17 protein-coding genes, 3 pseudogenes and 1 riboswitch are annotated in these 17,767 nt (G+C 38.3%); of the genes and pseudogenes, 19 read left to right on the top strand and 1 reads right to left on the bottom strand.

The annotated features are described in order from the left end of the window. The 11 genes and pseudogenes from ACERJO_RS18620 to ACERJO_RS18570 all read left to right on the top strand — a co-directional run. Complete coding sequence (locus ACERJO_RS18620) at positions 1-657, top strand: YdcF family protein (RefSeq protein ID WP_373648474.1); 657 nt, start codon at positions 1-3, stop codon at positions 655-657. Positions 658-688: 31 nt separating this feature from the next. Then, positions 689-943, top strand: coding sequence for a GrpB family protein (locus ACERJO_RS18615; RefSeq protein ID WP_373648473.1), 255 nt, complete (start codon positions 689-691; stop codon positions 941-943). 374 nt (positions 944-1,317) lie between these two features. Further along, positions 1,318-1,779: a GNAT family N-acetyltransferase gene (locus ACERJO_RS18610; protein ID WP_373648472.1), complete on the top strand. Its 462-nt coding sequence runs from the start codon at positions 1,318-1,320 to the stop codon at positions 1,777-1,779. A 56-nt stretch (positions 1,780-1,835) separates the two neighbouring features. Beyond that, the gene (locus ACERJO_RS18605) at positions 1,836-2,030 is read left to right on the top strand and encodes a hypothetical protein (RefSeq protein ID WP_373648471.1); all 195 of its coding nucleotides are present in this window, start codon (positions 1,836-1,838) and stop codon (positions 2,028-2,030) included. Between the two features lie 157 nt (positions 2,031-2,187). Next, on the top strand, positions 2,188-2,640 hold the full coding sequence (locus ACERJO_RS18600; RefSeq protein ID WP_373648470.1) for a GNAT family N-acetyltransferase: 453 nt from the start codon (positions 2,188-2,190) through the stop codon (positions 2,638-2,640). Positions 2,641-2,696: 56 nt separating this feature from the next. Further along, positions 2,697-3,269, top strand: a pseudogene (locus tag ACERJO_RS18595) (histidine phosphatase family protein). Positions 3,270-3,479: 210 nt separating this feature from the next. Then, a complete protein-coding gene (locus ACERJO_RS18590) occupies positions 3,480-4,019 on the top strand; it encodes a histidine phosphatase family protein (RefSeq protein WP_373648469.1) in 540 nt (179 codons plus the stop codon). Between the two features lie 245 nt (positions 4,020-4,264). Beyond that, complete coding sequence (locus ACERJO_RS18585) at positions 4,265-4,816, top strand: hypothetical protein (protein ID WP_247106782.1); 552 nt, start codon at positions 4,265-4,267, stop codon at positions 4,814-4,816. 238 nt (positions 4,817-5,054) lie between these two features. Continuing rightward, the gene (locus ACERJO_RS18580) at positions 5,055-5,489 is read left to right on the top strand and encodes a GNAT family N-acetyltransferase (RefSeq protein ID WP_373648468.1); all 435 of its coding nucleotides are present in this window, start codon (positions 5,055-5,057) and stop codon (positions 5,487-5,489) included. Between the two features lie 191 nt (positions 5,490-5,680). Then, positions 5,681-7,156, top strand: coding sequence for a BCCT family transporter (locus ACERJO_RS18575; RefSeq protein WP_247106780.1), 1,476 nt, complete (start codon positions 5,681-5,683; stop codon positions 7,154-7,156). 160 nt (positions 7,157-7,316) lie between these two features. After that, positions 7,317-7,601 (top strand): annotated as a pseudogene (locus tag ACERJO_RS18570) (HD domain-containing protein); the annotation flags it as partial. Positions 7,602-7,627: 26 nt separating this feature from the next. Here ACERJO_RS18570 and ACERJO_RS18565 read toward each other — a convergent pair. Continuing rightward, positions 7,628-7,852 carry a hypothetical protein gene (locus ACERJO_RS18565; RefSeq protein ID WP_373648467.1) on the bottom strand — a complete coding sequence of 75 codons (225 nt, stop codon included), beginning with the start codon at positions 7,850-7,852 and terminating at the stop codon, positions 7,628-7,630. A 160-nt stretch (positions 7,853-8,012) separates the two neighbouring features. On the opposite strand from ACERJO_RS18565, the gene ACERJO_RS18560 reads away from it, so the two are divergent. The 8 genes and pseudogenes from ACERJO_RS18560 to ACERJO_RS18525 all read left to right on the top strand — a co-directional run bounded on the left by ACERJO_RS18560 (position 8,013) and on the right by ACERJO_RS18525 (position 17,498). After that, positions 8,013-8,339 carry a PadR family transcriptional regulator gene (locus ACERJO_RS18560; protein ID WP_373648466.1) on the top strand — a complete coding sequence of 109 codons (327 nt, stop codon included), beginning with the start codon at positions 8,013-8,015 and terminating at the stop codon, positions 8,337-8,339. A 14-nt stretch (positions 8,340-8,353) separates the two neighbouring features. Next, positions 8,354-8,692: a DUF1048 domain-containing protein gene (locus tag ACERJO_RS18555; protein WP_373648465.1), complete on the top strand. Its 339-nt coding sequence runs from the start codon at positions 8,354-8,356 to the stop codon at positions 8,690-8,692. A 312-nt stretch (positions 8,693-9,004) separates the two neighbouring features. After that, positions 9,005-9,638, top strand: a pseudogene (locus ACERJO_RS18550) (ABC transporter permease). A gap of 287 nt (positions 9,639-9,925) precedes the next feature. Beyond that, positions 9,926-10,119: riboswitch (cobalamin riboswitch) on the top strand. A 193-nt stretch (positions 10,120-10,312) separates the two neighbouring features. Further along, entirely contained in the window at positions 10,313-13,225 is a 2,913-nt protein-coding gene (locus ACERJO_RS18545) for a DUF4430 domain-containing protein (RefSeq protein WP_373648464.1), read from the top strand. Between the two features lie 9 nt (positions 13,226-13,234). Continuing rightward, complete coding sequence (locus ACERJO_RS18540) at positions 13,235-14,092, top strand: DUF4430 domain-containing protein (protein WP_373648463.1); 858 nt, start codon at positions 13,235-13,237, stop codon at positions 14,090-14,092. A 201-nt stretch (positions 14,093-14,293) separates the two neighbouring features. Next, positions 14,294-15,172 (top strand): energy-coupling factor transporter transmembrane component T, encoded by an 879-nt coding sequence (locus ACERJO_RS18535; protein ID WP_373648462.1) that lies wholly within the window; start codon positions 14,294-14,296, stop codon positions 15,170-15,172. Beyond that, positions 15,154-16,830 (top strand): ABC transporter ATP-binding protein, encoded by a 1,677-nt coding sequence (locus ACERJO_RS18530; protein ID WP_373648461.1) that lies wholly within the window; start codon positions 15,154-15,156, stop codon positions 16,828-16,830. Before ACERJO_RS18535 ends, ACERJO_RS18530 begins: the two co-directional genes overlap by 19 nt. Next, on the top strand, positions 16,806-17,498 hold the full coding sequence (locus tag ACERJO_RS18525; protein ID WP_373648460.1) for an ECF transporter S component: 693 nt from the start codon (positions 16,806-16,808) through the stop codon (positions 17,496-17,498). The genes ACERJO_RS18530 and ACERJO_RS18525 overlap by 25 nt, the downstream gene beginning before the upstream one ends. The last annotated feature ends 269 nt before the right edge of the window (positions 17,499-17,767 follow it).

The raw sequence follows: 17,767 nt of genomic DNA, 5'->3' as shown, positions 1-17,767 counted from the left end.
TTGAAAAAGAAAATCATAGCGAAAATCGTTGTAGTGTTTGCTAGTTTAATAGTGATATGTATAGCTATATGTGCTTACAGTATCTGGTCTTACAGTGAAGTAAATCAATTAGTCAAAGCAGATGCAGCTATTGTACTAGGAGCGGCTGCTTGGGAGGATGAACCTTCACCTGTCCTTCGTGAAAGAATTAACCATGCCATTTGGCTGTATGATAATGAATATGTAGATAAAATACTCTTCACGGGTGGTAAAGGTGATAATAGTAAATATTCTGAATCAGAGGTTGCCAGAGATTATGCCATTGAACATCATATACCACCAGAAGATATTCTGATTGAAACAGAATCGAGCATTACAGAAGAAAACCTTCGATATGCTAGTGAAGTAGCTTTCGATAATCATTTACATTCCTTTATCATTGTAAGCGACCCACTGCATATGAAGCGAGCCATGTTAATGGCAGAAAACACGGGGTTAGAAGCATATTCTTCGCCAACGCCTAGCTCGATGTATCAATCTCTGAATAGTAAAATTCCTTTTTTGATTCGGGAAGTGTTCTTTTACATCGGATATTTGATAAGCTGGCCGTTTAGAACATTAGTGGCTATGTATATAACTGACCTGAAATGTGTGCCAAGCAGCATATATAGATGCTAGTTATGAATATTACCTGTGAATGATTTAGACGATGGCAAGTATTAAAGGAGGGCTTCCATTGAGGAAAACCAGAATTGATCCTTGGAAAGACGAATGGGAAGAGTCATATAGAAACGAAAAAGAAAAATTGAAAGAAGTTTTTAAGGAGGAACTAGTTGATATTTTTCACATTGGAAGTACCTCTATCCCAGCAATAGGTTTCGCAAAGCCAATAATAGATATGTTACTTGCTTGCCTACATGCTAAAACTCTTCATAGGAACGATTTTCGTCTTTGGTTATTATAAGAATAAGCTGAATGAAAAAAGATTGATGATAGTTAGAACGATGGGAAGAATGATGATATTCCTTTTATGTTTGCCATTTGGATTTTCTGCTTTTTCGATTGCAAACACTGGAGAGGTCATGCTATTTTCATCCATTTATTTAGTTTTCTATTTAACAGTTTGGTCGATTTACTATTTTTCGTTACGGAGTATCTATCAGAAAAAAGTTGCGAACTCAGTTGGATATACATGGTGAATAGGATTAGGAGAAGAAAATGTTGTCGCTTGTTCAACACGATTGGAGGTTGATCGTATACATCAGTTAACCTGTTGCCATTGAAAAAGGATAATCAACTTTATCAGTACTCTTGTTAACATACGTGGGAGGGATTTAATTGGAGACCGAAATTAAGTTTAGGCTAGCTAACGAAAATGATTTAGATAGTATTGTTGCCATGCTTGCTGATGATGCTTTAGGAAGTAAGCGTGAGCGTTATGAGAATCCACTTCCTCACAGTTACATGAAAGCATTTGAGGCTATTACATCTGACCCTAATAACGAGTTAATAGTGGCTTGTGCTGGAAATGTAGTCGTTGGAGTCCAACAAATTACGTTTACCCCTTATATCACACATCAAGGTGGATGGAGAGCGACTATCGAAGGGGTAAGAACGTCAGCTTCGGTAAGAGGAAAGGGTATTGGTACTGAGCTTATAAAGTGGGCCATTCAACGTGCGGAAGAACGTGATTGTCATTTAGTACAATTGACTACGGATAAGAAAAGGCCAGATGCATTAAGGTTTTATGAACGGTTAGGCTTTAAAGCAACGCATGAGGGTCTAAAGCTAAAACGATAATCACTTTTTTTATTGAAATCATGTGGCAGGAAGTGTAAGAATAAAGGAGGCGTAATGTGTTTAAGAAGAACATAAAATTCGCTTTGATGCTTTTAGCTGTCCTTACAATAAAGGATTTATTTTTTGCTGAAAAAATCCAATGGGGTGAGAATTTTATATTTTTTGCTGTCATATTTTTATTGTATTCATTATGGGATTGGTCAAATAAACCTTATGATTGGAATAAAAATAAAAGTAATGATATCCGATGAAGTTGTTGTTCTATTGAACAAATGGTAGCGTTTCTGAAATATGAAGCGCTTTTTTTGTATGTCAATAAAAAGGAAATGAATGTTAAAATGAAGAAGTAGTTGGATGTAATAAATAAAGAGATAAATAAAAAAAATCAATGCTAATTAAGGAGATTACATGAATATTAGAAAACTTAATAAAGGTGAAAAACCGCCAATGGAATTGTTGTTACTGGCTGATCCTTCAAGAGAGATTGTGGAGGACTATAGTAAGAGGGGCGAATGTTTTATAGCTGAAATCGATCAGCACATAATGGGCGTTTATGTGTTACTTCCGACGAGGCCAGAAACAGTTGAGCTTGTGAATGTTGCAGTCGTAGAAGAGCAACATGGTCGAGGTATAGGCAAACGCTTGGTCATGGATGCCATTAAGGTAGCTAAGTCAAAAGGCTACAAAACCGTTGAAATAGGAACTGGGAATTCAGGCATAGGGCAGCTGGCTCTTTATCAAAAATGTGGCTTTAGAATAGTTGGTGTTGATATAGACTTTTTTGTTAAGCATTACGAAGATGAGATTGTTGAAAATGGAATTCAGTGTAGGGATATGATTCGTTTGTCTCAAGATGTATAGGTTAGCCAGGTGAATGATCACGGATGTTAAATAAATTATAAAGGGGAGAGACACTTTTGCTCACACATTTATACTTTGTACGCCACGCGCATTCTACATATACTGCTGAAGAATTAACAAGACCCTTATCTTCTAAAGGTCTGGCTGATGCAAAAAGTATTAGTAGCATTCTTGAAAATGAAAACATAGATTGTGTCCTTTCTAGCCCATACAAAAGGGCTGTGCAAACGGTCGAGTGAATCGCACAATGTATAGGTGAAGAAATTGTCATTGAGGATGGTTTTAAGGAAAGGAACTTATCTGCACAACCTGTTGAGGACTTTCATGTAGCTATTACAAAAGTATGGGAGGAACCTACTTTTTCTTGGGAAGGTGGAGAATCTAATATTGTCGCCCAAAAACGGGGTGTTAAGGCAATGTTGAAGGTATTAGAAACATATGAAGGTAAAAACATTGTAGTAGGAACACACGGTAATATAATGGTCCTAATGATGAATTACTTTGATGAACAATATGGTTTTCATTTTTGGGAAGGCCTTGATATGCCAGATATTTATAAATTAACCTTTGATAAAAAGAATCTTAGAGAAGTTGAGAGGATTTGGCATAGGGGTGGTAGTCAGTTATAGGTGCTACACATAAAAAAAACTCACTTTAATATTGAGAGAGAAGGGCTAATATGGAAGTCATTATGGAAATGTTAGAGCTTAATTCAGACGAGACCAAGTAGCCAAATGCACCCTTTGTCTAAAAGAAAATCATAAGTGTGCAATGATAATAAAATCAAACTTATAAACGTTTACTCTTAAAACAAACGAATTCATAATGGAGTGGTTCAATTGAAGAATGTTTATGTTATCAGACATTGTGAGGCTGAGGGGCAACCACCTGTATCGCCGCTCACGAATAGAGGATTAAAACAAGCCATTGAGTTAGCTACTTTTTTTGAAAATATTAAAGTTGAACGTATCATTTCAAGTCCTTATAAGCGTGCTATTCAAACGATACAACCACTTGCAAAGCAGGTAAATGTCGAGATAGAAGTTAATAGACAATTAAAAGAGCGTGTACTAAGCACTAATTACCTTTTCGATTGGCCTGGGAAATTAAGAAACACATTTGAGGATTTTGAATTGAAATTTGATGGTGGAGAGTCCAGTCAAGAGGCTGCAGAACGAATCACAGAAGTGGTAGAGGATGTTTTTAAAGGTGCATTTGAAAATACAATTATTGTATCACATGGGAATCTAATATCCTTGCTATTAAACTCCTATAATAAAGATTTTGGATTTAACGATTGGTCAAATCTTAGCAACCCTGATGTATATCTTTTAAAATCAGAAAACAAAAAGGTAACTTTTGAACGAGTATGGAGATAACACTGTCCATGAGAACTATCTCACTTAGCATAATCGCTATCATCAAGTACATATCAAACTAGAAAGTGTTTAAATGAAAATTTTTTTAATGAGTAATTAAGGGAAATGGCTGATGTTCACATCAAACAGAATGAATAATAACTCAAGGTGGTTAGAAAATCGTTCTCCAAAATATCTTATTATTTAAAACGAAACTAGCTTATCCTTTTCAAAAATATGGCGGGTTTTATGCAAGGAGTGAAATTATGGATTTAAATGAGGAAGTACCTTATCTTTATCATTATTATGAACGCAATACTGGTCCCTTAAAAAATCTATCCGAACTAGATAGTAACGATGCTGAAAGAATTTTTAAAAAGCTTCAAAAGGAAAATACTACATTCGCTGCTAAACGTCCAGCCAATTATTTAATAATCCGTAGGGAGCTAGAAGAAAAAATAAGAGAACTATTTATAAACAAAGGCGGCGAACCGAAGAAAGGATTTCCGCATTATTTTATTTTTGGAGAATGTCCTTGGGTGAAGGAATGGTTTCAGGACGGAATGGAAGTGAAAATTCCACTAAAAAAGTTTGATCCAAAAACAATAAGTTTTACTTATGGTGACTCGTTTCCTGCAATGAGATTTCAGGATGGGAAGCCATATAGAGGTCAAGTATATACACTTGAAGAAATTTCAAAAATAATAAAACTATATGGGCTTCCTCAAGAGTGGAATAAGGATGGAAAATATGGGCCTGAGAGATATATTGAAGTTCAGGTATGGGATGATGAACCTTTGCTTTTAAATGGGGGGTGAATTGCCCTCGGATGCGGGATGGCTTGGAACAGGATTGTTTGAAGGTTTTTATATTGTAGGCATCATCACAACAGTATTTGTTGTTAGTATAATCTTTGGTTTTATTTATAAAAGAACAGGTTCACTTTGATCTGTAATAATCATACATTCTGGTTATAATTTTTGTGTAGTGGTTTTCAACTAATGGGGAACGTTAGTTGATGAAAAAAGATGGTACAACCCGTAGGAGGATTGATAAATGGAAATAAGAGAAGCGGTAGAAAATGATATTGAGGCATTAACGTCATTGATGGAGCAACTTGGTTATCCTACTACAATTGAAGCTATGAGAACGCGATTTCATACTATTGAATCAAGTCCTGATTATCATACTTTAGTAGCTTCGTATGATGGAAAAATAGTTGGAATGGTAGGGATGGCTAAGGGGTATTATTATGAGTTGAATGGTGTCTATGTTCGTATTGTAGCCCTGGTAGTAGATGTTAATTTTCGTAATAAAGGGATAGGGAAAAAACTTGTAGTGGAAGCTGAAAGTTGGGCAAGAATAATTGGAGCAACTCGTATCGGATTAAATAGCGGAATCCGACCAGAAAGAGCACATGCACATAAATTTTATAAAAATATCGGTTACGTAGAAAAAAGCAGAGGCTTTGTAAAAAGTCTTCCTAATTAGTTTTGAAGAGTATGTACTTACAAACGAGGGAGAGCATTTAATAATGAGGGAGATAAATGATTGAAAATGATAAGCCTCTTAGTCATCCTACATAGTACATATTCATTTTCAAGTATTAGCAAAAGATACAAGATTGGACGTTTTCCTCGCCTTACTTAAGGTTAATGAGTAGGTAAGGAGGATAACGACCGATGAATGTTTTGAAAAAATTAAACCCAGTTTTTCTAGTCACACTTTTTGGAATTTTGCTGTTTCTCAGCATCGGGGTTTTTTATCCAGAGCGGCTAGACTCTATGGCAGAGAGTGCATTTGCATGGACAACGACCCATTTTTCAGGCTTTTATTTACTAGTAGCGTTGTTTTTTATTTGCTTCTGTTTATTTTTAGCGTTTAGTACATATGGAAAGATAAAGCTTGGTAAAGAGGAAGACCAGCCGGAATACTCCTATTATAGTTGGATTGGGATGTTATTTTCAGCAGGTTTTGGGGTGGCCCTCGTCTTTTGGGGCGTCTCTGAGCCAGTTAGTCATTATATGGACCCACCACCAGGCTATGAGGATCAGTCACTTGAAACGGTTAGAGTTGCCATCCAATACTCGATGTTTCATTGGGGGATTCATCAATGGGCCATCTTTGCGGTCATCGGTTTGTCGATTGCATACGTACAGTTCAGAAAAGGAAAAAAAGGGAGGATTAGTGCCTCTCTTGAACCACTTCTTTCTCATATGAGAGGCTGGCGTCAAGCAGTTGATAGCTTAGCTGTTCTAGCAACAGCAACTGGAGTTGCCACGACACTAGGTCTTGGCGTGATTCAAGTAAGTGGCGGATTACATTATACGTATAACACCCCTGATGGTATAGGAACAGAATTAGTGATCATTGCTCTCTTACTTGTTTGTTATTTAGGAGCAACCATCATTGGCTTAAATAAAGGGATTCAGGTTATTAGTTTTATTAATTTAACACTAGCCTTTTTCCTCATGTTTTTTATTTTTTTTGGAGGGCCAACGATCTATTTATTCCACACGTTCATCGCGGGAATGGGAGATTACGTGCACCATTTTGCCAGTATGAGTTTAGATGTTTCCCCAACGGAAGATAGTAGTTGGCTAGATGAATGGACGATTTTTTATTGGGCGTGGGCAATGGCTTGGTCGCCGTTTGTCGGAAGCTTTATCGCGAGAGTTTCAAAGGGAAGGACGATTAGAGAGTTCGTGATCGGTGTCATGCTCGTGCCACCACTTGTTGCGGTTGCATGGATTGCCGTATTCGGTGGAGGTGCGCTCTTCTTTGAAACAGAGGAAGGGCAGCCTATCGCGGAAGAGGTGAGGGAAGATGTAACGTATGGATTGTTTGCATTGCTTGATCACATACCATTTGGAGGAATCCTTACCGTCCTCTCCATCGGTCTTATTTTCTTGTTTCTCATCACTTCTGCGGCTTCGGCCACGTATGTATTAGGAATGATGACTTCGAATGATTCGTTACACCCAAGTCGTTGGAAAAACATCGTTTGGGGCGTGTTAATTGCAGCAATCGCGACTATTCTCTTAGTTGCTGGCGGTCTTGAGGCGCTTCAAACAGCATCACTAGTGGCAGCATTACCTTTTTCGGTCATTATGGTGCTTATGTGTATGGCGCTTTTAAAGGAACTAAGGGCAAAATAGGGGCTGAGAATCCGAACATTTAGAAAACGTAGCGATGTATATTTAACGAGCGGTTCATGTGCTCCGCTCTGCGGTTTCTCATTTATTAAAATACTTTTGTCCCAGCCTCGCAATGAATCGTATTTTGCAAATAGTAAGGACTTAACATAGGAGAATATTCATGATTGTCTTTGACGAAATTTACGGTGAGTTTGTGGTAGATAAAGTGCTAGAAGAGTTAATTTTAAGTGAGCCTGTTCAAAGGTTAAAGGGAATTCACCAAGGGGGAGCAAGTTATTTAGTGAATGAGAAATGGAATGTAACACGCTTTGATCATTCGATTGGTGTCATGCTACTCATTCGCAAGCTTGGTGGATCATTAGAAGAGCAAATTGCTGGGCTCTTGCATGATGTTTCCCACATCGCTTTTTCTCATGTTATTGATTTCGTTTTTGAAAATAAAGATGGGGTTTTCCCATTGTACCGCTTTATCTAACGTTTCATGACTATAATAAGCTTGAATATTCTGTTTAACGTAATAGGACGCATTCCATAAAAGGACGTTTTTTCTTTCGGATATTCCCATACATCTACACTCACATAATTACTATTTCCCTCATATTCCAAACGTGCACTCGGTAAATTGGGATCTCCTCTCTCTTTATACGTTAGAGATACCTCTTCAACCTCAAACGGAATACTCTCCCAACTAGTCACCAATATTTCTTCTTGGTGTTTTGATAAAAAATTCATTTTTGACAAGTGACGCTATTATGCGGTACTATATACTGGTAGTAAGTGTTACTGAATATCTGTAACACAGAATACCTTTGCTGCATAACACTGAATGCAATGAAATATAAATGGAGGTGAAAATTTGGAAAATATTACAGAAATGCTGAAAGGGGTGCTTGAAGGGTGTGTGCTTGAAATCATTAGCCGTGGCGAAACTTACGGCTATGAAATCACGCAACATCTACGAGAACTTGGGTTCACTGATGTGGTTGAAGGCACAGTTTATACGATTACGATGCGGCTTGAGAAGAACAATTTGGTGAACATCGAGAAAAAGCCATCCACTATGGGGCCACCTAGAAAGTTTTACACACTAAATTCGGCAGGTAAAGAGCACCTTGAAATTTTTTGGGGTAAATGGGAATTTATTTCTGGTAAAATTAATGAACTTAAAACAAAACTAAAATAAAAAGGAGATATACTATGAGTATTCTTGGGAAAATTATCGGTAGTCTGAATGACAAGCGGGAGTGGAAGGAGATGGAGGCTCGTGCGAAGTTACTTCCAAGTGAGTACCATACCGCTTATAAAGCAATTCAAAAATATATATGGACGACTGGTGGTCCAACCGAGTGGAAGGACATCAGCCGTATCTTTGGCAGTATTCTCGATCTTTTTGAGGTAGGTTCAGCGGAAGGCAAGAAAGTTACTGATCTTACGGGTGAGGATGTGGCAGTTTTTTGTGATGAACTAGTAAAGGGCGAGGAAACATGGAGTGACAAATATCGAGCGAAATTGAACGATACGATTGGTCGTGGCTAAAAGCGAAGTCTTAGCATTATTTTTGTCTAACGCGAAGATTAATGATGCAAACCTGAGAATATCGTTCAAGCTTGCAAAGTAATGATAATATTTTGTTTTTTCACAGAGAACTAGATGTAAACGTTTAAATCTACAAGGCAAGTATCGTGAGAACGAAGCGATTTGGGAAAAGTAAATTCAATAGAAAATTTTTACTGAATAGCTGGTTACAATAACCACCTCAACTATTCAGTTATATTTTTAACAAGGTAGTTAGTAATACAGAATACCTGTAAGACTTAGTAGTGAGTGATAGAAAAGGAAGAGAAAAATATGAGCAATGTAGCGATTTCTGTAAAAGAGTTAACAAAGTCGTTTAAAGACAAAGAAGTGTTAAAGGTGTGGATTTTCATGTGCAAAATGGAGAAATTTTCGCACTGCTGGGGTTAAATGGAGCGGGCAAGACACTATGGTTAATATCTTTTCTACTTTAATGAAGCCAAATGGCGGAGAAATAAGTATTTGCGGTTTTGACGTCCAAAGTCAACCGGATCACGTTCGCCAAAGCATCAGCGTGACAGGACAATTTGGGTTCCGTTCGAGTGCTGATATTTTGAATTGGCTTGCAGTAGCTGGAATTCTTGGGCTGTTTACATTGGCGTTGACATGGTTGGCAGTCATTCCTGGACTGAGAACGAGGTCTATGGAGGGAGCGACAGCTTACTCGTACCCGTTGATTTTCCTGCCCTTTATCAGTTCGGCCTTTGTTCCCACCGAAACGATGCCTAAGTTTGTGCGTGCGTTTGCTGAGAACCAACCCGTGACTTCAATCGTGAATGCAGTCCGTGCCCTTTTGTATGAAGGGACTGTTGGCAACGATATCTGGATTGCACTTTCCTGGTGCATCTGTATCATGATTATCGCTTATTTTTTTGCCAGTAAAGCTTTTAAACGCCAATTAGGGTGAGTAGACCATTATGAGTTAGTCAGCACCTCCTCAATGCGAAGCCGAAAAATAGCTATAGTAGTGATGGTGAGTGAGGATGAATGTTAAATAATTTGCTAGGTAAAAAAATCTAAATATTGAGAGAGGATTTTGATATCTCTCTTATACGTAGGAACTGAATTCCATTTTTTAATGGTGTTACTGTGTATCAATGAGTTTTACTAAATCGTTTGACAGTATGGTGATGTAAGGAATAGAAGATCATTAGTATTGATAAATAGGAAAATATATAATACGATGGAATAAATTAATAGTTTTTCATTTATGGTGCTATGGAGACGTGTGTTTCCAAAGTTAAAAGGGAAGTTGGTGAAATTCCAACACGGTCCCGCCACTGTAAAGCGGAGCAATCTATCATATCCACTGTTTGTTCATGAAATGGGAAGGAGATAGAGTTGTGTTGAAGCTAAGTCAGGATACCTGCCATAAATAACTCTGATATTCTCACGGTGAATGGGATAGGGGATCGATTATTCTTTTTTATTAGCTATTTTTATATTCGTTAAAAATGACTTATAAAAACATCTTTCTTCTATTTCTGGTGAAAGGTGTTTTTTTGTGTTAAAAAGCATCTTTGTTCTTGGAGAGTTTTGATGTAACTATTTTTTAATTTTAAAATAAGGGGAGTTTTAGCGATGTCAATCAAATTTGGACAGAGGTATGTAGCAATCGTATTAAGCGTATTAATGATTTTTTCTCTCGTTTTACCAAGCGGTGTATTTGCTGCAAATGAAAGCTTCAGTGAAACAGACCGTATAACAAACTCAGTGACGGTATCTGTAGAAAAATTTACGCTCGGACAAGGGTATGCTATTGAACCGATCCAAGTATCGTTGTCTGAAGGTGAAAAAGTCGGAGAGATTGTAGCAAGAGTACTAGGTAGTGGAAATTATAATGATGGAGTAGACTCGGAAAATATCGTTTATCTATCAAATATTAGAGATAATGATTCAAATGCAGTTGAAATCCCGCAATACATATTAGACCACGCTGATACAATTGGTTCTAAAAGTGATCCCGAGTGGTTAGGGGAATTTGATTATACGTGGATGTCAGGATGGATGTATGTTGTCAATAATGACATGGCTCCAGTTGGAATGGCTCAATATGAGAGTGAAGATGGAGATGTAATTCGCTTACAATTTACGGTTCATGGATGGGGGGCAGATCTTGGTTTCGGTTATGGCCATGAACCATACATACAAGCTGCTAATAAAGATGCATTAACGGCTGAAGTTGCTAAGATTAATAGTCACCCCAATAAGGAAGATATACTCTCATCCTCTATCGTTTCTTCAGCCTATCACAACGCATATGAAGTGTTAGAGGATATGGAAAGTAGTCAAGCAACTGTTGATCAATCGTTAGAAAATCTAGAGAATGCTTTGGAATTGCTTGATGTTGACAAGTCCTCATTGCAATCAGCTATTAGCACAGCTAAGGAAAATCAATCTTCAGTCGTCGTAAGTGTAGATGGTTCTGACGTAGACCCAGAAAATGAATGGGTTACAGAAGATGTGAGCACAGCATATGAAACGGCTCTGTTAGAAGCAGAAGCAGTTGTAGATGATGAGGAATCTACTCAAACGACAGTGGATGAAGCGGTAGAGGTATTGACTGTAGCGACAAAAGCGTTTGATTCCGATAAAGAACAAGGCAAACAAGTTGATACTCTGTCTATTTCATTAGAAGATATTAATCTAGCGATTGACCGAGCTGTTGAGCAGATGATTCACTCAGGTGTCACTAGTGAGTGGCAAGCGATTGGAATAGCTAGAGCAGGTAAAGAAGTTCCCGAAAGCTATTATGAGGATTATTTCTTAGAACATATAGATAATCAAATTATTCATGCTAGCCGAGTCCGAATCACAGATATCGAACGTTTGGCTATTGCAGCAGCTGCGTTAGGATTAGATGCAACAAATGTGAATGGACATAATTTAATTGAGAAAATTTTCAATAGTTCGGATTGGCCAAATGGCTTAGATTCAATGACAGCTCAAGGAATTAACGGTCCAATTTTTGCTTTAATTGCGTTAGATACGCTAGATTTCGATGTTCCAAGTGACGCGAGATGGACAAGGGACAAGCTCGTTCATCATTTGCTAGATTTGCAAAACTCCGATGGGAGCTGGTCTTTGTTTGGAACAGCGCCAAACTATGATCTTACGGCGATGGCGTTAATTGGCTTAGCTCCTTATCAAGCAGATGAAAATGTAGAAAGTAGTATTAACGATGCATTGACTTTTTTATCAGACAAGCAAGGTAGTAGTGGGGGGTTCGATGATCCTTGGAATGGAGGAGTATCAAGTGAGACGACAGCACAGGTTATTATTGCTCTTTCAAGTATAGGTGTTGACCCAACTTCAGATGAGTTTACGAAAAATGGAAATCATTTAGTTTCGCACTTATTAAGCTTTCAACATGATGATGGTGGATTTAAGCACCTTATATCAGAATCAGGTTCTAATGGAATGGCTACAGAGCAAGCATTACAAGCTATCGTTGCTTATAAGCTATTTATAGAAGACGAAGGAAGGCTTTATCACTTTGTTCCAAAAGAAGTTGAAGAAGAAAGGAAAGAGCTCATTGCAGTTACTCCAACGATAACAGACCATCAAGCAACACTGCATATAGAAGATCTTCATTTACTTAAAGATAAAGGCACAATTGTCGTTGAATTAAATACAGAAAATGTTGAGATTATTATTCCTGAGGAGCTATTAGAGGTCCTACTTGAAAAAGAAGTATCTCTTAAATTTGTAACAGAGCACATTGAGATGGTCGTTCCTGTCCATTTGTTTTCTGAAAATGGGGATGCATCTATTAATGTAAACAAACTAGAGCCAATCGAGAGTGCATACAGTCATGTTTATGATTTTACGTTATTACAAGGTGAGGAGCACATCACGCAATTTGATAATACGCCAATTAGCATGTCGCTTCAATTAACTAAAGAAGCGATGTCAAACGTTGCTATATATTACTTAAATGAGCATGAAAATGAATGGGAGAAAATAGGTGGAACTCTTGAAAACGGTTGGGTAACAGCAATAACAACACATTTTAGCCAATTTGCTGTTTTCGCTGAAGATGAACAATCAGTTCCAGAGCCAAGCCCAGAGCCAAGTCCAGAGCCAAGCCCAGAGCCAAGCCCAGAGCCAAGCCCAGAGCCAAGCCCAGAGCCAAGCCCAGAGCCAAGCCCAGAGCCAAGTCCAGAGCCAAGCCCAGAGCCAAGCCCAGAGCCAAGTCCAGAGCCAAGTCCAGAGCCAAGCCCAGAGCCAAGTCCAGAGCCAAGTCCAGAGCCGAGTCCAGAGCCAAGCCCAGAGCTAGAAACAGTTGAGGATAAAAAGGGAGAGAAGAATACTAATAAGAAAGATACCTCTACTCCAGAAACGCAATCAGATCAGACTGTTCAACATGCTGGCGAAACACTTCCTAACACGAATTCGCAAGCTTATAACTATTTGTTAGTGGGTGCATTACTTCTTATAGTAGGTGCAGGGATGTTTGTAAGAAGACGTTTAATATATAAGGGCACGCATTAGGGGGATGAAATGAGCAGAAATAAAAAGCTTTTATTAGCGATAATTGCTGTATTCGCCGTTACGATCGGTTTACTAGGGTTCCAATCGGCACTCTCTGAGTCGGATTATGCAATGAATGAAGTGTCTAAAAAAATAGAAAAATCGAGTGCTGTTGAAAAATCAATTGAAAGTGAGGAGCTTGAGGAAACGAGCTCCCCTTCATCTGAAGAAGCAGCTGAAGAATTACAAGAAGACGATGATAGCGAGAAGAAGCAGGAAGAGAATGATTCAGCTTCAGAGGATCATGGTGAATCAAATAAAGAAGAGCACACAGAAAAGAAGTCAGTTGCCAGCTCAGATCATGAAAAGGGACAAGTCACATCCTCAACCGATCAAACCGCTAGTAACTCAAACTCTGATTCTGTAAGCTCTAAAGAAACAGATAATCGATCTACCGACAAGAAGGTGGAAAAGGAACAAACGTCTCAAAAAGAAAAGAAGACGAACAAAGAACCTGAAACGAAGGAGACTGTTCCAACTGTCACATATTCTATTGTTGCCGAAAGTGATACGATTCTAGCCCCAGTTACCGTTGAAATTAATGAAGGGGACACGGTGTTAGATGTATTGATCAACGTAACAAGAAAGAATAAAATTCATATGTCCTTCCGTGGAGGAACGGGTGCAAACGCCTATGTAGAAGGTATTGATAACCTATATGAATTTGACAGAGGTCAAGGAAGTGGCTGGATGTATAGAGTGAATGGGATTTTCCCTAATCGAGGAGCAGGAGTTGTTCCATTACTAGACGGTGATGTGATCGAATGGCTGTATACCGTTGATTTAGGAAAAGACCTAGGAGCAGAGCTACAGCCGTTTCGACCATAAAGAAAGAGGCTGGGACATAAAGAAAGTGTTTAGCCGAGAATCCGAACAATGTGCGAATGTAGCAGATGAAATATACGTAAACTCCCGCGGAAAGGGAAGTGTATTTCAGGAGCGGTTTATGTGCACCGCTAAGTTTGGGTTCTCATTTATTAAAACACTTTTGTCCCAGCTTCTTCGCTTTTGTAAAGAAAGGAGCACTATATGAATGCCGTTATCCATTCAACTCATCCATTTGTCAATTTCCTATACTATTTGTGTGTAGGCTGTGCAATGATGTTTTTTTCACATCCGTTATTTTTAGGAACAGCTATCTTACTTCTCTGTTTACTAAATATCGTTCATGGAAACAAAACGGTGTTAAGCAAATATGTCTTTTATTTGATGTTCATGGGGTTGATTGTTATCTTATTAAACCCGATCTTCGTTAGGAGAGGATCGACGATCTTATTTTATTTCCGTCATAACCCGATCACGCTAGAATCAATCGTATATGGTCTTGTGATGGCATTATTATTAATCGGTATTCTCATTCTCTTTCTATCGTTTCATCAAGTGCTTAATGGAAGAAAGTTTATGTTTTTATTTAGAAAGGTGTGGCCACAATTGGGGTTATTGTTGATGCTGACGATTCGGTTTGTGCCTTTGTTTATTCGCAGATGGAAAGAAATATATGATACTCAAAAAGTGCGTCAGTATTCGATGACGGAAGGTTCTATTAAGGTGAGAGCACAAAGAGGAATGCTATATATGCAAAAGCTTTTGACCTGGTCGTTAGAGGAAGCACTACAATCAGCAGAATCGATGAAAGCAAGAGGATACGGAACATCGAAACGGTCGGTCTATCACTTATATCATTTGACAATAAGAGATATAGGTATGATTGTTTTTCTATTATCCTTGACTGGGATAGCTATCGTTGGTGCGCAGCAAGGCTATGGGGTTTTGACTATATATCCAGAGCTTGAGTCCTGGACATTTACGTTGTTGGATTGGACATACTTTATCGTATTTATTCTACTAGTCAGCTTCCCAATCCTTTTGGAAGGAGGAGAACATGTAAGATGGCGCTTATTGAAATGACAAATGTTAGCTTTCGTTACCCTAATGAAGCAGTGAATGCTTTAGACCAATTTTCCATTACTATACATAAAGGCGAATTTATTGTGGTTGCAGGGCCTTCTGGCTGTGGGAAAACGACCTTTTTAAAATTGTTGAAAAGGGAATTGACTCCAGTTGGCGATATGGCAGGGACGATTCAATATAAGGGCCAGCAAATCGAGGAATGGAATGAAGCTGATCGTTCAAATGAGATTGGCTATGTTTTTCAAAACCCTGAGAATCAAATCGTGATGGAAGATGTGTTAAGTGAATTGGTATTTGGACTAGAAAATCAAGGAACTGAAGCGGTGGAAATGAGGCAGAGAATCGCAGAAATGGTTCATTTCTTTGGGTTGGAGCACTTATTGCATAAAGAAACCATTACCCTTTCTGGTGGTCAGAAGCAATTGATTAATTTAGCGAGTATCTTATTACTCAAGCCTAAGCTACTTTTACTAGATGAACCTACCTCTCAGCTAGATCCAGTACAGGCGAAAGAATTTCTGCAATTTCTTAGACGATTAAATGAAGAGTTTGGCATGACGATTATTCTTGTCGAGCATCGGCTTGAGGATGTGTTTTCACTGGCAGATCGAGTTACACTGTTATCTGAAGGCAGCCTTGCATATGAAGGAAAAACGAAAGCTGTCATTGAACAAGTGTGGACAAATCAAGATTCAAGATTTCTGTCCTATCTTCCATCGATCTCAAGGCTATTTTATCACTTTCATTTAGAAGGCTCTTCTAAGGGTTTTCCGATAACGGTAAAAGAAGCACAAAACTGGTTGAGTCACTTAGCGATAGATGAAGCCAAGCAGGCTGGTAACATTGAACTCACAAAGGAAGAGAAAGGCTGTACTTTATTACAGGTGAAAAGCATTCATTATAAATATAAGAAAGATAGTCCTCTTATTTTAAAGAATTTGTCGTTGGGCGTATGGGAGAGTGATTTCTTAGCTGTTGTTGGAGGAAATGGATCTGGAAAAACGACGCTTCTAAAATGTTGTGCAAATATCATGCAGCCATTAAAAGGTAAAGTAAAATGGAAAAACAAATCGTTACCGTCCTACAAAAAAAAGGAATGGATTAACGCGGTTGGCTACTTACCGCAAAATCCGTTACTTTGTTTTATGGCTGAAACGTTAGAAGAGGAGCTTTTAACAATTGCATCACGCTTCAATCTCGATTATGCTCATGAACGAATCGAAACGTTGACAAGGGATTTAGGCATTCAATCGATCTTAAAAAAGCATATCCATGATTGCAGTGGTGGTGAGCAACAAAAGGCTGCATTAGCAACCGTTTTATTAACAGAGCCAAAGCTATTGTTGATTGATGAACCAACAAAAGGAATGGATCCGATTTCAAAGAGGGTTTTTGCAAAGCTATTAAAACAGCTTCATCAAAACGGGATGACGATCTTAATGGTCACACATGATATTGAATTTGTAGCGGAGCATGCAAAGCGCTGTGCTTGGTTATTTGATGGTGAGATTACTTCTATTGGTCAGGCAGAAGACGTGTTAAAAGGAAATTATTTTTACACAACGACGATTAACCGGGTGACGAGAGAAGCAGCAGTTCCAGTGTTAACGTTAGAGGAGGCAGATTCTAAATGGAAAACCCGCGTTCCATTTTAATTGTATCCTCTCTAATGATCGTCACCTTGTTATTCATTTCGGTAATCGTATTTGACGATAAGCCCTATTTGATGATATCAATGGCGATCATGGTCTTAACGACGATTCCATTGTTCGCCAGGTTTGAGTTAAAGCAAATACAAAGTAAGGAAATTGTCTTTTTAGCGGTTCTTGCAGCGATTGCTGCAATCAGTCGTGTGCCATTCGCTCCGCTACCGAGTGTCCAGCCGACAAGCTTTGTTATTATTGTAAGTGCGATCGTGCTTGGACCACAAGCCGGCTTTATCATTGGAGCATCAGCAGCAATCGTATCGAACATATTCTTAGGTCAAGGACCGTGGACTCCGTGGCAAATGTTTGCATGGGGAATGATTGGATTAGTGGCAGGATTACTGCGAAATACCGCTATTATGAAGAATAAATATGGATTGATCGGCTATGGCTTTATTGTCGGTATTTTGTTTGGTTGGTTTATGAATCTATGGTTTATTATGGGTTTCTTAGGAGAATTGACGTGGCCAGTTTTCCTATCCGCATACGTAGCTAGTTTCTATTTTGATTTAGCTCACGGTCTTTCAAATGTATTCTTTCTCTTTCTATTCAGTGTCGCATGGATTAGGATTCTACAACGGTTTAAGGAGAAATATGGTATTTTGAGAGAGTACTGAAAAAATATAAATTTTTTTTGTTATAGTAAAAGAATCATTTAGAAAAATTGCAAGTGAAGGGGAAAGTTTACTAAAGAGGTTGTCGACTCGTTGCGAGATAGACAAATAAGAAAATTATTTTGAAGAAGAGAATACAGATGATTTACCAGTAGGTACAACGGTCGTTATTAACAAATTGGACGAAACTGACGTGGAACATGAAGGTTATGTTGTGGCAGGTGATGTGTATGACATTCACTTCACTTATCCAGCAATTGAATCGTTTCATG

Origin of the sequence: Halalkalibacter sp. AB-rgal2, assembly GCF_041821005.1 — a bacterium.
Taxonomy (GTDB): domain Bacteria; phylum Bacillota; class Bacilli; order Bacillales; family Bacillaceae_D; genus Halalkalibacter.
The sequence above is the reverse complement of the archived record's forward strand: the minus strand, read 5'-3'. Positions and strand labels throughout refer to the sequence as shown.